The sequence below is a fragment of the Vibrio sp. SCSIO 43135 genome (genome assembly GCF_023716665.1).
Taxonomy (GTDB): Bacteria; Pseudomonadota; Gammaproteobacteria; order Enterobacterales; family Vibrionaceae; genus Vibrio; species Vibrio paucivorans.
The window spans coordinates 2755715-2773606 of the sequence record NZ_CP071859.1 but is presented as its reverse complement, the minus strand read 5'-3'; the positions used below and the strand labels follow the sequence as shown (position 1 = coordinate 2773606).

Below are 17892 nucleotides of genomic sequence, written 5' to 3'. Positions count from 1 at the left end.
AGGCCTTTTTTATAGCTGGTGTAGAGGGAAGTTACATCAACCATTTCCACCAAACGAATATGGCAAGAAAACCGAATAGATAGACTAACCCTGCGATTGAGAGTAGCTTGAGCTTTCTTGTCATTGCTAGCGGTTCTGGCAAAGCTGATTTAGATACCAGGATGTAGTTAAGTAGGGCGAAAAACGGTGTCGTCATGAAAGCTAGAATCATAGCGAAATCGAGCATTGGCAATAGTGCCGAAGCCCAAAAAACAATGATGGATAGCGCCGCTGAGGAAATCACTAGCATCCAGCTCTGAGTCACTTTCGGCTTCATCTCGTTTTGCTTGCGAAGTAAACGCTGCGATTCTGAGATCACACGAGCGTAACCATCAATGACGGTTATTGTGCTACCAAAAATACAGAAGAAAGCGACAATGGCAATCAAGTAACGCGACCACTCTCCAATGGTTGAAGCGTATAAGCCAACCAGCTGATGTGAAAAACCAACCCCAGATTTAGCCAGCTCCACACCACCGCCATGCAGCACAAGGGTGCCAAGAGCTAGGAACACTATCGCTAAAATTGCTGTGCCGATGTAGCCAACATTAAAATCAAATAACGCGGAGCGCGCTGTCACGGTTTGGTGGCGTTGCTGACTTTTGAGCCACATTGACGTTAAGCTTGAAATTTCGATAGGGGCTGGCATCCACCCCATGGTGACGACGATAAAGCCAATTGCAGCAATAGACCAAGGAGAAGGGGCTTCAAAAGAAGGAACGACTTCGACTGGGTTGCCCACTGCGATTACCACAGCAGTTAGGGTGGCGATGGTTAGCACTGCCATGATTATCTTTGAGAGTGAATCGAGCGCTTTGTAATGCCCCGCAAATAAAATCGTTAAGCACGTGGCCAGTATGATCAGACACAAGGCAGTGTTAGACAGCTCGAAAGGAATGAAGTAACCGAGTAGGCTTGCACTGAATAGGAGCAGTGCAGCGGTATTGACGATGCCTGAAATCACACTGAGCGCGACAAACAACCATAAATAGGGGCGCCCCAATTTCGAGTAACCTTCAACTAGGCTCTCTCCTGTCCCCATGGTGTATTGAATACTGGCGCGAAAGAAAGGATATTTGAAGAAGTTAACCAGTAAGATTAATGCTGCCAGTTGCCAGCCGTAGATGGCACCAGCTTTGGTGGAAGCGACGAGGTGAGAGCCTCCAACAGCCGCCGCGGCCATCATGATTCCTGGCCCTAATGAGCGAATGAGTTGTGATACTGAGTATGTAGATTGGTGCTCAGTGGAGGAAATACTTTCCATTAATGTTCCTTGAATGTTTAGTTTTTTCTCTGTCAATTGAATGCATCAATATCATATGTATTCAATGCGTTAAATATTGTTTACATGAAAAAAACTAAAACATCCTAGGATGACCAGCTGCGGTCACAAACATAGCTCTGATATAATGACCAGATTGTAAATAGAATCGAGAAACGTATGGCAATGCAGCACTATCATCCACCCACAGAACCGTGGATCGATATTGTTTACCAAGATGAGCATATTTTGGTTGTGAATAAACCTTCCGGGCTGCTTTCCGTACCGGGGAGATTGGCAGAACACTACGACAGCATGTGGAGTCGGTTAGTGGTTGAATATCCTGATATCCAAGTTGTTCATCGCCTGGACATGTCGACATCAGGGTTAATGCTGCTGGCAAAAACGAAAGATGCAGAACGCGCTTTGAAAAAGCAGTTTCAATATCGGCTTACTCATAAGATCTACTATGCGAGAGTGTGGGGACAACTTGAAGAGCGAGAAGGAGAGGTTGACCTGCCTTTGATTTGCGATTGGCCAAACCGGCCGAGGCAAAAAGTGTGCTTTGAACATGGCAAGCCATCACAAACTCGCTACCACGTTGTTAAACAAGAACCGCAGACAAGTGTCGTTCGACTACTACCAATCACGGGGCGATCGCACCAACTACGTGTGCATACTCAAGCGCTGGGCCATCCAATAGTGGGGGATGAGTTCTATGCCACACAAGAGGCGCTGGATTTCTCGGACCGTTTGGAACTGCATGCTGCAGAATTGAGCTTTTACCACCCAGACACCAATAAGCTGCAGACAATTTTTGTACCGTGTGATTTTTATCCCGAAGCCAAACCGGAAATTTTGCAACACTTTAGCGCCGAAGAAACATTACCTGATTATAAAACGCTACCCAAGGCATAGTGCTCAGCATGAATGCGGTTGAGGTAGCGATAGGAGCATTGAATGTCGTTACCTCACTCGAAACCTAGCATTGTTTTTCTCGATCGAGCGACCATTCCAACTCAGATAACCTTACCCAAACCCAGCTTTGAGCATCACTGGCAAGAGTATGACTTTACGTCCCCTCAGCTTGTTGCAAATAGATTGGCAGATGCAGAGATTGTAATCACCAACAAAGTTGTGCTCGATCGCAATACCTTACAGAAGCTGCCACAACTCAAACTGATTGCCGTGTCGGCAACAGGGTTTAACAACGTCGATATCCAATATTGCCAAGAACATGGAATTGCAGTGACGAACGTTCAAGGTTATGCCACGCAATCGGTACCTGAGCATGTGATAGCGATGTTGTTTAGTTTGAGACGCAACTTGGTGGGATACCACCAAGATATCAAGAAGGGAGAGTGGCAGAGAAACAAACAGTTTTGCTTTTTTACTCACCCAATTGGTGATGTTGCGGGCTCAACTCTGGGAATCATTGGAAGTGGTGCACTAGGAAAAGCCACAGCGGCTTTGGCTAAATCAATTGGCATCAATGTTGTCTTTGCTGAGCGAAAAGGTATTACCGAGTGCAGAGAGGGCTACCTTCCGTTTGACCTAGTGCTACAGCTATCGGATGCAATCACACTGCATTGCCCGTTATCTGCTGAGACTCACCATTTGATCGGTGAGCCTGAGCTGAAAAAAATGAAGTCTGATGCGATTTTAATTAATACTGGTCGAGGTGGTTTGGTGGATGAAGCTGCATTAATCACGGCACTGAAATCGGGATATATTGCGGCTGCAGGGGTGGATGTATTTACTCAAGAGCCTGCTGATGAATCTAACCCGTTATTGTCCAATATGGACATGCCGAACCTGCTGTTAACACCACATGTTGCGTGGGGAAGTGATTCATCCATTCAAAATTTAGCCAATATCCTAATGGATAACATTGATGCGTTTGTTGAAGGAAGAGAGCAAAACCGCGTTGTTTAAGGTTTGAAGGAAGGTGTATCCTGGCTGACGTTAAATTGCTTAAGCCCTTGATTAAAGATAGTAAGTAACTTCTTTGCGTCGGGGTGCGCTTTAGAAAACATGAGAAAGTTGTCATTAGACAGGAAAGGTTTTGGGTTGTAGGTGATCAATTCCTGAGTGTCGATTGGCATTTTACTTAACGCAAACATACCAATGTGCTTTTCTTCCGGTACAAGCTCTACACGGCGGTATTTCAGTAGCTGAAAGGCTTTCTCTGGGCTCTCAACTCGCTTTATCGTTACTTGTTCATCATTAATCAGAGTATCGAGTGCTTCACCGTAGCTGTAGCCTAGGCCGCCACCAAGTGTTTTCCCTTTTAAGTTACTCAGCGACTGCCACTGGAATGGATTTTCTTTTAAATGAAAGAAGACAAACTGTTCTTGCGCGACGGGATCACTGAACATGAAGTGTTCAGTTCGCTCTTCGGTAAACATCCAAACGGCAGTCGCCACATATTCGCCTTCGCTGGCCTTTTTATAAGCTCGTTTCCAAGGGTAGAAGTGAAACTCAACTGAGTAGCCTTGACGGGCAAATACCTGCTGAATGGTGTGACCAACATGGCCGAAGTCTTCAAGTTGTTCGCCGATAAATGGCGGCCATTCACCCGCAGCGATTTTAATGATTTTGTCACTGTTTGGAGTTTCGACACTGCTTGATGCAAAGACTGAGTTAGAAGCAATCAGTACTAACGTGCCGAGTATACATCGATAATTTATCATTACTTACCACCGTCTTATTGCTTACTACGGTATTCGTACTTACCACGGTATTGGTTACCTATAACCCTAGAAGATAATACTTGTTCTAGTGAAACCTAGATAGAAAAAAGGCCGGTCAATGTGACCAGCCTTTGAAGTGTTTCTATATTGAAAACTAATCAAGTCTTACAGTGCAGCAATAGTCGCTTTTTGCTCTTCAAGCTTAGTTAGTGTCTCTTGGTAGCCCACTAGCTTCTCACGCTCTTTCGCAATAACTGCTTCAGGTGCTTTAGCAACGAAACCTTCGTTACCTAGCTTGCCTTCGATGCGCTTGATTTCGCCATGCGTTTTTTGCACTTCTTTATCAAGGCGAGCAAGTTCTGCATCTTTGTCGATCAGACCTGCCATTGGGATCATCAGCTCAGACTGACCCACTAGCTTAGTCGCACATGCTGGAGTTTCAGCATCCTGAGCTAGTACTGTTAGGCTGTCTAGCTTAGCAAGAGAGTTCAGAACTACCTTGTTCGCTTCGATACGCGCTGCGTCTTTCTCGTTAGCAACCTTAATCATCACCTCTAGACCTTTGCTAGGTGCAATGTCGTATTCCGCACGTAGGTTACGGATAGCCGTGATGAAAGTCTTAACCCATTCGATGTCTTCTACGATCTCAGCGTTGAAGTTATCTTCGTTAAACTGAGGAAGCGCTTGAAGCATGATCGTTTCACCTTCAACACCGTCTACTAGTGGCTTAACGCTCTGCCAGATAGATTCAGTGATGTAAGGAAGCACTGGGTGAGCAAGACGTAGCGTCTTCTCTAGAACAGTGATCAGCATGTAGCGAGTTGCTTGCTGCTGAGCTTCTGTACCTTTCCAAAGAACAGGTTTAGTTAGCTCTAGGTACCAGTCACAGAATTGGTTCCAGATGAATTCGTAAAGCGTGTTCGCAGCCATGTCTAGACGGAAGTTGTCTAGGTGAGCATTAAACTCTTTCGCAGCTAGCTCAAACTGAGATTCAATCCACTTATCCGCTAGAGAGAATTCCATGTTTGCACGGTCTTCTGCAGATAGTGACATGCCACAATCGTGCTCTTCTGTGTTCATCAGTACGTAACGGCTTGCGTTCCATAGCTTGTTACAGAAGTTACGGTAACCTTCAAGACGCTTCATGTCCCAGTTGATGTCACGGCCAGTAGAAGCCATAGCAGCAAGAGTGAAACGCAGTGCGTCAGTACCGTATGGTTCGATACCGTTTTCGAAAGTCTTACGCGTGTTCTTCTCGATCTTCTTCGCTAGTTGAGGCTGCATCATGTTGCCACAACGCTTCTCTACTAGAGATTCAAGGTCGATACCATCGATCATGTCGATAGGGTCAAGAACGTTACCTTTCGACTTAGACATCTTGTCGCCGTTTTCGTCACGGATTAGACCCGTTACGTAAACTGTCTTGAATGGTACTTGCGACTTACCGTTTTCATCTTTGTTGAAGTGCATGGTCATCATGATCATACGCGCAACCCAGAAGAAGATGATGTCGAAGCCCGTTACTAGAACGTCTGAAGGGTGGAAGGTCTTCAGGTCTTCAGTTTGCTCAGGCCAGCCTTGAGTACCGAAAGTCCATAGCGCAGAAGAGAACCATGTATCAAGTACGTCGTCGTCTTGGCGAAGAACAACTACTGGTGCAAGGTTGTTGTTTGCACGTACTTCTTCTTCAGTACGGCCTACATAAACGTTGCCGTCGTTGTCGTACCATGCTGGGATACGGTGACCCCACCAAAGCTGACGAGAGATACACCAATCTTGAATGTCACGCATCCAAGAGAAGTACATGTTTTCGTACTGCTTAGGTACGAACTGGATTTCACCATCTTCAACTGCTTTAACTGCAGGTTCAGCAAGAGGTGCAGCACGCACGTACCATTGGTCAGTTAGCATTGGTTCGATAACCACGCCACCACGGTCGCCGTAAGGAACAGTTAGGTCGTGATCTTTGATTTCGTCTAGAAGGCCTAGCTCTTCAAACTCAGCAACGATCGCTTTACGAGCAGCAAAACGCTCCATACCGTGGTATTTAGCTGGTAGCTCAGTAGAGTAAACATCGCTAGCTTCACCATTAGTAGTGAAGACTTCTGCCGCATCACGGATGTCTGCGTTGAAAGTTAGAATGTTGATCATTGGTAGGTTGTTACGCTTACCAACTTCGTAGTCATTGAAGTCGTGCGCAGGAGTGATCTTCACACAACCTGTGCCTTTTTCCATATCTGCGTGCTCATCACCTACGATAGGGATCAGACGGTTAACGATAGGAAGTAGGATCTCTTTACCGATAAGATCTTTGTAACGTGGATCTTCTGGGTTTACAGCAACACCAGTATCACCAAGCATTGTTTCAGGACGAGTTGTCGCAACAACAATGTAGTCTTTACCTTCAGCTGTCTTTACGCCATTTGCTAGCGGGTATCGGAAGTGCCACATGTGGCCTTTTTTGTCTTTGTTTTCAACTTCAAGATCAGAAATTGCAGTGTGCAGTTTAGGATCCCAGTTTACTAGACGCTTACCACGGTAGATTAGGTCTTCTTCGTAAAGGCGAACAAACACTTCTTGAACAGCGTTAGATAGACCATCATCCATCGTGAAGCGCTCGCGGTCCCAGTCTACAGATGCACCAAGGCGACGAAGCTGCTTAGTGATTGTGCCACCCGATTCGTTCTTCCATTCCCAGATTTTGTCGATGAAAGCATCACGACCGTAATCGTGTTTAGTTTTGCCTTCTTCAGCCGCGATCTTACGCTCAACAACCATTTGAGTTGCGATACCAGCGTGGTCAGTACCTACTTGCCAAAGGGTGTTTTTGCCCTTCATACGTGCAGCACGGATCAGAGTATCCATGATGGTGTCTTGGAACGCGTGGCCCATATGTAGGCTACCAGTGACGTTCGGTGGCGGGATCATGATGCTGTATGATTCTTTCGTCGTGTCACCGTGTGGCTTAAAGTAGCCTTTCTCTTCCCAAGCTTGGTATAAAGCTTGTTCAATTGAAGTTGGGTTGTATGTCTTTTCCATAGTACTCATTTACTGGATACGTTGATGGTAATCGTAGTCAATCATTATAAGTGAACTCTCTAAGTGGAGAGCTTAACTATAAGGATTGACCGGTTGCATATTTTGTTGCTGCTAGCTGTGTTCGATTTCGATCGTTTGTAGCTGATAGCCTGCTTGGCGGTAGATTTTATATCTTTCTCGCGCCAGTTGCTTGGCTTTTTCTTCGCAAGGGACGAAGTCTACCACCTCAGCAAACTTGTTCGCAAAGGTTGTCTCATTTTCCGCCAAATTTATTACCAACTGGCGATTCCAAGAAGGCTTTAGCCCTTGGTGTCCAATCTCGATGTTTGTGCCATATTTAGGGCCTTCACCCACTAAGTTATGGGCGACAAATTGCTCTGGTTCAACTTGCCAAAGTAGTTCTGCCAATTGCTCTGCGTGCAACTTATCGTTGCAATTCAAATACACCTTGGCACCTTGCTTGGCAAAATGGTGTGCAAGAAAGATGACATATAAGCCAAAACCCTCGGGGGTTTCTTGAGGTGTGTCTGGCTTAATGATGTAAAAAGTCGCATTGGCCATGAGGCATACCTAATACAGGAGATACAAAAAAGGGCCTTGCGGCCCTTTTCAAGATTGTGAGGATTATTCCTCGGTCTCTTGGCCACTGCGGTTAAGCAGGAATTGGACAAGCATTGAGACCGGACGGCCCGTTGAGCCTTTCGCTGCACCAGACTTCCATGCAGTGCCCGCGATATCAACGTGTGCCCAGTGGTATTTCTTGGCAAACTTAGATAGGAAACAGCCAGCAGTGATAGTGCCGCCAGGGCGACCACCGATGTTTGCCATATCAGCAAATGGGCTCTTAAGTTGTTCGTGGTATTCGTCAGCCATTGGAAGACGCCATGCACGGTCACTTGCTTGCTCAGATGCGTTTACTAGTTCGTGAGAAAGAGGGTTGTGGTTCGATAGTACACCGCTGATGTGGTGACCAAGAGCAATCACACACGCACCAGTTAGAGTTGCTACATCAATTACGCAGTCTGGTTCAAAACGCTCAACGTAAGTCAGCGCGTCACATAGAACCAAGCGGCCTTCTGCATCAGTATTAAGAACTTCGACAGTTTGGCCCGACATAGTAGTTAGGATGTCACCAGGACGGTATGCGTTGCTACCAGGCATGTTTTCACAACCCGCAAGAATAGCGACTACATTGATTGGCAGGTTTAGTTTTGCCAAGGCTTTCATTGTGCCGAATACGGATGCAGCACCACACATGTCGTACTTCATCTCATCCATCGCTTCACCTGGCTTAAGCGAAATACCGCCAGAATCGAAAGTCAGGCCCTTACCAACGAGTACGATTGGTTTTGCTTCTGGATCAGGGTTGCCCTTGTACTCCATGATAGACATCATAGACTCGTTCTTAGAACCGCGGCCAACGGCTAGGTATGAAGTCATACCCAGTTTTTCCATCTCTTCTTCACCAATGATTTTGGTCGTGATGGTGTCGTAGTCATCGGCTAAGCGGCGAGCTTGTGAAGCTAAATAAGCAGGGTTCGCAATGTTTGGTGGCATATTGCCAAGGTCTTTCGAAGCCTTAACACCTGAAGCAACAGCTAAACCATGAGCAATCGCTTTTTCACCTTGGTTTAACTCGCGACGAGTCGGAACGTTGAATACGAGCTTGCGTAGTGGACGACGAGTTTCAGGCTTGCTGCTCTTGAATTGGTCGAACGTGTATAAACCGTCTTTGGTTGCTTCTACTGCCTGACGCACTTTCCAGTAAGTATCGCGGCCTTTAACGTGCAGCTCAGTAAGGAAACATACTGCTTCCATAGAGCCAGTTTCGTTTAGAGTGCTGATGGTTTTTTGGATAATTTCTTTATATTGGCGCTCACCAAGTTCACGCTCTTTACCACAACCTACCAGCAACACGCGCTCTGAAAGCACTCCTGGAACTTGATGCAGAAGTAGCATCTGCCCTGGTTTACCTTCCAGATCACCACGGCGAAGTAGTGAACTAATGTAGCCATCGCTAATTTTGTCTAGCTGCTCTGCTACTGGAGAAAGGCGGCGTGGTTCAAACACTCCAACAACGATACATGCGCTACGTTGTTTCTCTGGACTGCCACTTTTTACACTGAACTCCATGCGTACTCCTACATCCTGAAGACATTTAGAACTAAATGTTAGATAATGCCGGCTTACTTGTTGATTCCTTACTAGGAACTACCCTTAAAATAAGCAGACTAACAGTTAGTGAAAATTTTAAAAATAAAAGGTTCAACGGGAAATTATAGTGATTCAATCAAAAAAACAAGTTTTGTATAGGTAATTTCAGCGTGATTATTGTTAGATATTTGATCCGCGAGACACTCAAGAGCCAGTTTGCGATATTTTTCGTGCTCTTTTTAGTGTTTCTGAGCCAGAAGTTTATACGAGTTTTGGCCGAAGCCTCGGATGGTGAAATTCCTGCTCGAATGATCCTGTCCATCGTGAGTTTGAACATGCCTGCGATGGGGTTGTTGATGCTGCCTTTAAGTTTGTATATCGGTATTTTGCTCACTTTTGGCCGCCTATATGCGGAAAGTGAGATCACCGTAATGAATGCAACAGGGATCGGAAATAAGTTCCTAGTACGAGCTGCCTTATATCTTGCGGTAATCACTGGCTGTGTGGCTGCGTTTAACTCATTTTGGTTGGCTCCGTGGAGCCAAGACAAAGAAGCGCAACTGATGGAGCAGTTAGCTTCCGAGAATAGTGTGGACTTGCTGCAAAAGGGTAGCTTTCAACGTACACCTGATGGTTCTTCGGTGGTATTCATCGATGATATTGAAGGCAAGCAGCTGAAAAACGTGTTTGTAGCTCAACTGCGTCCGCGTGATTCAATCTTACCAAGTGTAATGTTCTCAAATTATGGTGATGTCAAAGAAACCAGTGATGGTCGCCAAGTGATCACTATGTATGAAGGTACTCGTTATGAAGGAGTACCGACACGAGTTGATTATCGAATCACTGACTTTGATGAATATGAAGGCCTAATTGGCCAGCGCAGCGTAAAAGAGAAAGGACGTGACTGGGAAGCAATCCCAACCTTAGCGCTATTATCTAACCCAGACCCTAGAGCACAAGCCGAGCTGCAGTGGCGTATCTCTTTGGTTCTATGTATTCCGCTACTCACTATGCTGGTGGTACCACTTTCGGCGGTGAACCCTCGCCAAGGTCGCTTCGCGAAAATGGGGCCGGCAATTTTGATTTATCTGGCGTATTTCTTATCGATCAGTGCAACTAAATCTGCGATTGAAGATGGAAGTATTCCAATTATTGTCGGCATGTGGCCTATTAATGCTGCTTTACTGCTTGCTGCCATAGGAGTGAACACCATGGATAGCATTCCAGTAAGAAGGTTTAAAGATAAGTTGAGACAAAAGAAGGTGGCGAAAGCAAGTGTTTAAGATTCTAGATTTATACATCGGTAGAACGATTATCGCGACCACTTCGCTTGTATTGATCACTTTTGTTGGCCTTTCCGCCATCATTAAATATGTTGAGCAGCTAAGGAAGGTCGGGCAGGGCACTTACGACTTATTCCAAGCGTTGATGTTTGTGGTGTTGAGTATTCCACGTGATATCGAGATGTTTTTTCCAATGGCGGCTTTGCTTGGTGCTTTGATTGGTTTGGGGATGCTAGCGGCGAGTTCAGAGCTAGTGGTAATGCAGGCGTCTGGGTTTTCTAAACTCAACATCGGTATGTCGGTGCTAAAAACCGCGGTACCGTTAATGATCATTGTGACTTTGCTTGGCCAGTGGGGCGCACCGCAAGCTCAAAAAATGGCGCGAGACTTACGTGCTATTGCCACATCTGGCGGTAATATCATGTCAGTGAGAACTGGTGTGTGGGCAAGGGATGCCAACGACTTTATCTTTATCGGTAAAGTAGAAGACGAAACAATTCATCAGATGAACATGTGGCGTTTCGATGAAGAGAAAAACTTAGAGTCGGTTATATACGCCAGGAAAGTCGATTTCATTTCCGATAACGAATGGGAGATGAAAGACGTTCAAGTGACGGACATGCGTGATGGTATTGAAATATCAAAAGATACTTTGCCGACTTATCGTTGGACGACGTCTTTAGCTCCAGACAAACTTGCTGTGGTGACGGTTAAACCAGAAGAACTCTCGCTCAGTGGCTTATACGACTACGTCACCTATCTTGACGCATCAGAACAAGACTCGTCACGCTATGAGCTCGCGTTGTGGCGTAAGATAACTCAGCCATTCTCGATTGCGGTAATGATGTTGATGGCACTATCGTTTATCTTTGGTCCGCTGAGAAGTGTGACAATGGGCGCTAGGATTTTATCTGGTGTTATCGCAGGCTTTACTTTCTACATATCGAGTGAGTTTTTTGGCCCATTGAGCTTGGTGTACGGAATACCGCCAGTATTTGGCGCTGTTGCTCCAAGTGTGGTGTTCTTATCGGTGGCGATAATGTTGCTGCGAAGAAAATTATAAAGCAATACGGTTATTGAAAAAGGAGGCGAAAGCCTCCTTTTTTCTATTGTGCGTTCTTTAATACTACTACTTGAGTTTTAGCCCAAATGTCGTGGAAGCCACGCTTTTTAGGGTCAAAAGGTACGGTGAAGTTAGCCAGGCCGAAACCGGAAGTCCCTAAGCGGATCAATGCTTGAGTAACAGTAATAGGTGTCGCGTCTTCGTTTCTAATTTGCAGCTTCCAAGCTCGCATTCCAAGAGTTTGGCCAGCGCGGGTCCAAAAGAATACAAAGAAGTAAACCCATACCGCAGCAAGGTATAGTGTAAACAGTGGGCTTACTATTGGGTGTTCACCCACAAGACCAGCCGCATCACCGTACTCACCGTAACTGAGAATGCCCGCTGCGTTAAGAGCAAAAATAACCGCAATCACAAGCCCTGCGGCCATCATTTCAATCGCGAGTACAATTAATGCGTCGTAGAAAAGAGCACCAAAGCGACGCATAAGACCTGCTGGTGGAAGAGTGGTGGAGTGAGTCATAGTTAAGTACTTACCTAATTCAAATTGCGCGAAAGAATAATGCCTCAAAGGGACACTTTAAAGAGAGCTAACGCACAGCTTACCAATTTGTGGTGAAATTATCGGCAAACAAAAGATTTTTCAATCTTTTACTCTTGCGCACCTAAGCTTCTTACGTATAATGCCAAACATCAAAGGGGAACACCCTAAGATGCCGGTGTGGTGAAATTGGTATACACGACGGATTCAAAATCCGTTGCCTTCGGGCGTGGCGGTTCAAGTCCGCCCACCGGTACCATACATAGAAAGGTCGCTTTATAGCGGCCTTTCGTCGTTTTAGGCAGTGTATATTCGTAGGGTGCAGTGCCCAAAGGGCGTGATAGCCTATGAAAGCCTCCTTATCATCATTAGCTCGCTCCCTTATTCATTCTGGTTACCTAGAAAGTCAATGTTATAGCGATTAAAACTATACATAGGGTAGAGGTCTAGTTCGCTGTTTTGTCTCGCGAAATACGATTTTATTTCACAAGTCGTTACACAGCCTAGAGGGTTAGGGCTTTACATCTGGCGTTATGCGATGAACAATCACGTTTGAAAACACCAAAAGCATGACAAGTCACTAGGAAATTATGAGTAGCACTGAGACGAAAAAGTCGAATCCATTGTTTGAAGTCCTTTTCAACGTTTTTATCCCTTCTTTCATTTTAATGAAGTTCAGTGGTGACGAGCACTTAGGAACGGTCATGGCGCTTGTTGTTGCGCTGGCATTCCCTGTTGTGTTCGGTGGCATGGATTTGATTCGCAACAAGAAGTTTAATTTCATTGCAGCGCTGGGTTTTGTCAGTGTTCTACTGACGGGGGGGATTGGCTTACTAGAGCTTGATACACGCTGGTTGGCGTTAAAAGAAGCATTAATTCCTGGTCTTATCGGTTTAGCGGTGTTGGGCTCAACGTTCACTCGTTATCCTTTGATGCAAAAGATGGTTTTAAACGATACTGTCTTAAACCTTCCATTAATCACCCAGCGTCTTGAAGAAAACGGTAAGTCACAAGCATTTGAGCGTTGTTTGATGACTTCTAACTACCTATTTGCCAGTACCTTTGCCTTTTCGTCAGTGATGAACTACTTCCTTGCAACATGGATCGTGACGAGCCCTGCGGGTACGGCTGCATTTAACGAGGAGTTGGGGAAGTTAACATTGTATAGCTACCCAGTGATTGCGATTCCAAGCATGCTGATGATGTTTGGAATCTTCTATTACGTATGGCGACAGATCCGCGCAATGACATCGTTGGAAACGGAACAGATATTCCATACTAAGTAAGTTAAATAGCAGAAGCCCGGCATTGTGTCGGGCTTTTTGTTTTTGATTTGAATGAAACAATTACTCAAGTGCGAAAGCAAAGTTCTAACTCGATCACTAAAGCCGGTAATACGTTAAGTATCGAGTGAAAAAATTCAAAATTTTCATGCGAATTTTCAATTGGTTGCCTATCTTTATCTTATGAATCTGTTTATGGAGATAGCAATGTATCAAGTGACCCCATATCTATTTTTTGCCGGCCGTTGTGAAGAGGCTCTCGAGTTCTATCGTAAGAGCTTTAATGGTGTCGTGTTGACCAAGCAACTATTCAAAGATGCACCACAAGTTATTGAAGGTGCGGACCCTAATTGGGTCATGCATGCGGAATTTGAAGCTTTCGGAATGAAACTGATGCTTTCAGATGGTTTAGTGGCGAAAGAGCTGGGGGGAAACAACATTGCTTTATCAATAGTGCTGGATAATCTGGATGAGCAGGCAAGGTTATATGACAAACTCTCGGAAGGGGGGCATGTGATGATGCCTTTAGCGGATACTTTCTGGGGCGCTAGATTCGGTAAAGTAGAAGACCAGTTTGGAGTGCGCTGGATGTTGCACTGCGAATTAGTTTAACTAACAAAGTGTTACGAGGATATTACTCAACTTTTTAACAACGTGTGCTAGTGATGAAATGATAATTTAGATAATCTAAACTTATAAAATCCACCGATAAATAAAGTGTTGTATATAAAACGTGGCAAGCATCAAAATTACCGTCGATCGTATCCAACCAGGGCTGCACATTCGGCTACCGGTAAAGTGGAACGAGCACCCATTTTTATTTAATAGCTTTAAGGTCAAAGACCAAGAGCAAATCCAGTTGATCAAACACCTGGGGATTAAACATGTCTATATTAATCCAAACCAGAGTGATACCCAACCATTGCCTCCAGATCATGATAAAGGCACTTCAGAGTCGGAAGAAGAAGTGGTGATCGATATCGAAGCTCAGAAAATGTGGGACGAGAAACAAAGGCGAATTGAGGAACTAAGCGCTTATCGTCGTCGAGTCATTCAATGTGAAAAAGAATTTGAGCGTTCGTTAGCGCGTATGCGTGCGGTAATGAACAAGATTCGTAATCGTCCTGAGAAAGCCGTCGATGAAGCAGCTGCTCTGATTGATGATATCGTCGATAAGTTACTAGGTGACAATAGCGTAACACTGCATTTGATGAACGGTAAAAGTGAATTCGAAGACATCTACTTTCATTCGTTGAACGTGTCCGTTATTGCGATGATGATAGCTAAGGCTAAAGATTATGAAGCGCAGAAGATAAAGGATATTGCTTTTGCAGCGTTGTTCCATGATATGGGCAAGATAAAAGTCCCTGCTGCTATTGTAAGGAAGCAAACACCGCTCACTGATCCGGAGAAGAACTACTTAAAGCTGCATACGAAATATGGGTTAGATCTAGCGAATAATATGGAGAGCTTTCCTGACGCAGCAAAACTCGTAATAGAACAACATCATGAGCTCAACGATGGCTCTGGTTACCCTAATGGTTTAAAAGAAGACAAGATTAATGATTTAGCTAAAGTCGTCGCTGTTGCTAATGCCTTCGATAACCTGTGCCATCCGGCAATCCCCTCAGAACAGAAAATTCCTTATATAGCGCTTTCTCATCTGTATAAGAATTGCAAACACCTTTATGACAATGACAATCTCAACATACTGATTAAATTCATGGGAGTTTACCCACCGGGCACAGTTGTGCAGTTGTCTAATGAGATGGTTGGCTTAGTGATTTCTGTCAATGCCAAGAACATATTGTTTCCAAACGTCCTTATATACGACCCATCAGTACCTAGGACGCAAGCGCCCATTATCGACTTAGCTGATAAAGAGCTAAAAATCGTTAATGCAATCCTGCCAAATAAATTGCCAGACAAAGTACGAGAGTATTTGAATCCGAGATCTCGTATTTCCTATTTCTTCGACAGTGATGATTAGTTACCCACAGGTAATTGTGGAAAACATGTTCCTTTTCGGTAGTTAACGTATAGATAAAAATCGCCCTGATGGATTTGTCGCCATTCGGGCTTTTTTTATTGAAAAAGTGCGTTTTTTTACTTGCCAGAAGAAACTGACTCTCTATAATGCGCTCCCACTGACACGGCAGATGCCACAAGGCTTCAGCAGTGAACAGTTAAGACGGAATGTTGGTGAGAAAATAAATATCAAAAAGTGTTTGACACTGAAGATTATCTCGCTAGAATGACCGCCTCTTCCGAAGTGACTTAAGTCACAAAGAAGAAACGCTCTTTAAAAATTTAAACCTATCAATCTGTGTGGGCACTCGTTGATGATAATCCAATTAGAAACTTCGGTTTCAAATTAGGTTTCAATGAAACGAAGTGACCATTGAATCTTCGGATTCAGCACAGTCAATTCAAACATTACTTTATGTAATGTTCAGTATTCATTGAGCCGACAAAATCTTAAATTGAAGAGTTTGATCATGGCTCAGATTGAACGCTGGCGGCAGGCCTAACACATGCAAGTCGAGCGGAAACGAGTTAACTGAACCTTCGGGGAACGTTAACGGCGTCGAGCGGCGGACGGGTGAGTAATGCCTAGGAAGTTGCCCAGTAGAGGGGGATAACCATTGGAAACGATGGCTAATACCGCATAACCTCTTCGGAGCAAAGCAGGGGACCTTCGGGCCTTGCGCTATTGGATACGCCTAGGTGGGATTAGCTAGTTGGTGAGGTAATGGCTCACCAAGGCGACGATCCCTAGCTGGTCTGAGAGGATGATCAGCCACACTGGAACTGAGACACGGTCCAGACTCCTACGGGAGGCAGCAGTGGGGAATATTGCACAATGGGCGAAAGCCTGATGCAGCCATGCCGCGTGTGTGAAGAAGGCCTTCGGGTTGTAAAGCACTTTCAGCAGTGAGGAAGGCATTAAGATTAATACTCTTGGTGTTTGACGTTAGCTGCAGAAGAAGCACCGGCTAACTCCGTGCCAGCAGCCGCGGTAATACGGAGGGTGCGAGCGTTAATCGGAATTACTGGGCGTAAAGCGCATGCAGGTGGTGGATTAAGTCAGATGTGAAAGCCCGGGGCTCAACCTCGGAACTGCATTTGAAACTGGTTCACTAGAGTACTGTAGAGGGGGGTAGAATTTCAGGTGTAGCGGTGAAATGCGTAGAGATCTGAAGGAATACCGGTGGCGAAGGCGGCCCCCTGGACAGATACTGACACTCAGATGCGAAAGCGTGGGGAGCAAACAGGATTAGATACCCTGGTAGTCCACGCCGTAAACGATGTCTACTTGGAGGTTGTGGCCTTGAGCCGTGGCTTTCGGAGCTAACGCGTTAAGTAGACCGCCTGGGGAGTACGGTCGCAAGATTAAAACTCAAATGAATTGACGGGGGCCCGCACAAGCGGTGGAGCATGTGGTTTAATTCGATGCAACGCGAAGAACCTTACCTACTCTTGACATCCAGAGAACTTTCCAGAGATGGATTGGTGCCTTCGGGAACTCTGAGACAGGTGCTGCATGGCTGTCGTCAGCTCGTGTTGTGAAATGTTGGGTTAAGTCCCGCAACGAGCGCAACCCTTATCCTTGTTTGCCAGCGAGTAATGTCGGGAACTCCAGGGAGACTGCCGGTGATAAACCGGAGGAAGGTGGGGACGACGTCAAGTCATCATGGCCCTTACGAGTAGGGCTACACACGTGCTACAATGGCGCATACAGAGGGCGGCGAGCCAGCGATGGTCAGCGAATCCCAAAAAGTGCGTCGTAGTCCGGATTGGAGTCTGCAACTCGACTCCATGAAGTCGGAATCGCTAGTAATCGTAGATCAGAATGCTACGGTGAATACGTTCCCGGGCCTTGTACACACCGCCCGTCACACCATGGGAGTGGGCTGCAAAAGAAGTGGGTAGTTTAACCTTCGGGAGGACGCTCACCACTTTGTGGTTCATGACTGGGGTGAAGTCGTAACAAGGTAGCCCTAGGGGAACCTGGGGCTGGATCACCTCCTTATACGATGATTATTGCGATGAGTGTTCACACAGATTGATATGGTTTAAAAAAGTTTAAGAGACGATACTGGGTCTGTAGCTCAGGTGGTTAGAGCGTTCGCCTGATAAGCGAGAGGTCGGTGGTTCAAGTCCACTCAGACCCACCAATCTTCCTCCCAGGGGATTGGCTGATAGTATCGACACCTTGATGGGGCTATAGCTCAGCTGGGAGAGCGCCTGCCTTGCACGCAGGAGGTCAGCAGTTCGATCCTGCTTAGCTCCACCATCTTTAAGCGCATTAGCGATAGTGTTTTTAAAAATGGTTCTTAAATGAATCTAGCTCTTTAACAATTTGGAAAGCTGACGAATAACATTTGATTGATGTTATTCAAATAAAAGTTCTCAAATCCTATGTCTCTTAGAGATGTAGGTACCAACACACATTCAAGTGTTCTTGGGAATAACTTTCGAGTTATTCATATTTGAGTCCGGCAAAATCGAATGTCTCTCGCTCATTCAAATAATGAG

The 17892-nt window shown here is 45.5% G+C and carries 13 protein-coding genes, 3 tRNA genes and 1 rRNA gene; 11 read left to right on the top strand and 6 right to left on the bottom strand.

The window, feature by feature from the left end:
• Positions 1 to 31 precede the first annotated feature (31 nt).
• Positions 32 to 1303 carry an NRAMP family divalent metal transporter gene (locus J4N42_RS12300; RefSeq protein ID WP_252028327.1) on the bottom strand — a complete coding sequence of 424 codons (1272 nt, stop codon included), beginning with the start codon at positions 1301 to 1303 and terminating at the stop codon, positions 32 to 34.
• A 165-nt stretch (positions 1304 to 1468) separates the two neighbouring features.
• Here J4N42_RS12300 and rluA point away from each other — a divergent pair, with 165 nt between their 5' ends.
• Together rluA and J4N42_RS12290 are read left to right on the top strand one after the other, a co-directional pair.
• Positions 1469 to 2218: a bifunctional tRNA pseudouridine(32) synthase/23S rRNA pseudouridine(746) synthase RluA gene (rluA, locus tag J4N42_RS12295; RefSeq protein WP_286036672.1), complete on the top strand. Its 750-nt coding sequence runs from the start codon at positions 1469 to 1471 to the stop codon at positions 2216 to 2218.
• Positions 2219 to 2260: 42 nt separating this feature from the next.
• On the top strand, positions 2261 to 3235 hold the full coding sequence (locus J4N42_RS12290) for a D-2-hydroxyacid dehydrogenase (protein ID WP_252028325.1): 975 nt from the start codon (positions 2261 to 2263) through the stop codon (positions 3233 to 3235).
• Here J4N42_RS12290 and J4N42_RS12285 read toward each other — a convergent pair.
• The 4 genes from J4N42_RS12285 to pepA form a co-directional block, all read right to left on the bottom strand.
• Positions 3232 to 3993, bottom strand: a complete 762-nt coding sequence (locus tag J4N42_RS12285; RefSeq protein ID WP_252028324.1) for a substrate-binding periplasmic protein — start codon at positions 3991 to 3993, stop codon at positions 3232 to 3234. The genes J4N42_RS12290 and J4N42_RS12285 overlap by 4 nt on opposite strands.
• A gap of 165 nt (positions 3994 to 4158) precedes the next feature.
• Positions 4159 to 7032 carry a valine--tRNA ligase gene (locus tag J4N42_RS12280; protein ID WP_252028323.1) on the bottom strand — a complete coding sequence of 958 codons (2874 nt, stop codon included), beginning with the start codon at positions 7030 to 7032 and terminating at the stop codon, positions 4159 to 4161.
• A gap of 111 nt (positions 7033 to 7143) precedes the next feature.
• The gene (locus J4N42_RS12275) at positions 7144 to 7593 is read right to left on the bottom strand and encodes a DNA polymerase III subunit chi (protein WP_252028322.1); all 450 of its coding nucleotides are present in this window, start codon (positions 7591 to 7593) and stop codon (positions 7144 to 7146) included.
• Between the two features lie 63 nt (positions 7594 to 7656).
• The gene (pepA, locus tag J4N42_RS12270; RefSeq protein ID WP_252028321.1) at positions 7657 to 9165 is read right to left on the bottom strand and encodes a leucyl aminopeptidase; all 1509 of its coding nucleotides are present in this window, start codon (positions 9163 to 9165) and stop codon (positions 7657 to 7659) included.
• A 191-nt stretch (positions 9166 to 9356) separates the two neighbouring features.
• Here pepA and lptF point away from each other — a divergent pair, with 191 nt between their 5' ends.
• Entirely contained in the window at positions 9357 to 10469 is a 1113-nt protein-coding gene (lptF, locus tag J4N42_RS12265; protein WP_252028320.1) for an LPS export ABC transporter permease LptF, read from the top strand.
• The gene (lptG, locus tag J4N42_RS12260) at positions 10462 to 11532 is read left to right on the top strand and encodes an LPS export ABC transporter permease LptG (RefSeq protein WP_252028319.1); all 1071 of its coding nucleotides are present in this window, start codon (positions 10462 to 10464) and stop codon (positions 11530 to 11532) included. The genes lptF and lptG overlap by 8 nt, the downstream gene beginning before the upstream one ends.
• A gap of 43 nt (positions 11533 to 11575) precedes the next feature.
• On the opposite strand, the gene J4N42_RS12255 is transcribed toward lptG, so the two are convergent.
• Positions 11576 to 12052, bottom strand: coding sequence for an RDD family protein (locus J4N42_RS12255; protein WP_252028318.1), 477 nt, complete (start codon positions 12050 to 12052; stop codon positions 11576 to 11578).
• Positions 12053 to 12244: 192 nt separating this feature from the next.
• Here J4N42_RS12255 and J4N42_RS12250 point away from each other — a divergent pair.
• The 7 genes from J4N42_RS12250 to J4N42_RS12220 all read left to right on the top strand — a co-directional run bounded on the left by J4N42_RS12250 (position 12245) and on the right by J4N42_RS12220 (position 17650).
• A tRNA-Leu gene (locus J4N42_RS12250) sits at positions 12245 to 12329 on the top strand.
• A 331-nt stretch (positions 12330 to 12660) separates the two neighbouring features.
• Positions 12661 to 13356, top strand: a complete 696-nt coding sequence (locus tag J4N42_RS12245) for a VC0807 family protein (RefSeq protein WP_252028317.1) — start codon at positions 12661 to 12663, stop codon at positions 13354 to 13356.
• A gap of 204 nt (positions 13357 to 13560) precedes the next feature.
• Positions 13561 to 13965, top strand: a complete 405-nt coding sequence (locus J4N42_RS12240) for a VOC family protein (RefSeq protein ID WP_252028316.1) — start codon at positions 13561 to 13563, stop codon at positions 13963 to 13965.
• A gap of 121 nt (positions 13966 to 14086) precedes the next feature.
• On the top strand, positions 14087 to 15343 hold the full coding sequence (locus tag J4N42_RS12235) for a cyclic di-GMP phosphodiesterase (protein WP_252028315.1): 1257 nt from the start codon (positions 14087 to 14089) through the stop codon (positions 15341 to 15343).
• Positions 15344 to 15833: 490 nt separating this feature from the next.
• A 16S ribosomal RNA gene (locus J4N42_RS12230) occupies positions 15834 to 17386 on the top strand.
• A 68-nt stretch (positions 17387 to 17454) separates the two neighbouring features.
• Positions 17455 to 17531: transfer RNA gene (locus J4N42_RS12225), tRNA-Ile, on the top strand.
• Between the two features lie 43 nt (positions 17532 to 17574).
• A tRNA-Ala gene (locus tag J4N42_RS12220) sits at positions 17575 to 17650 on the top strand.
• The last annotated feature ends 242 nt before the right edge of the window (positions 17651 to 17892 follow it).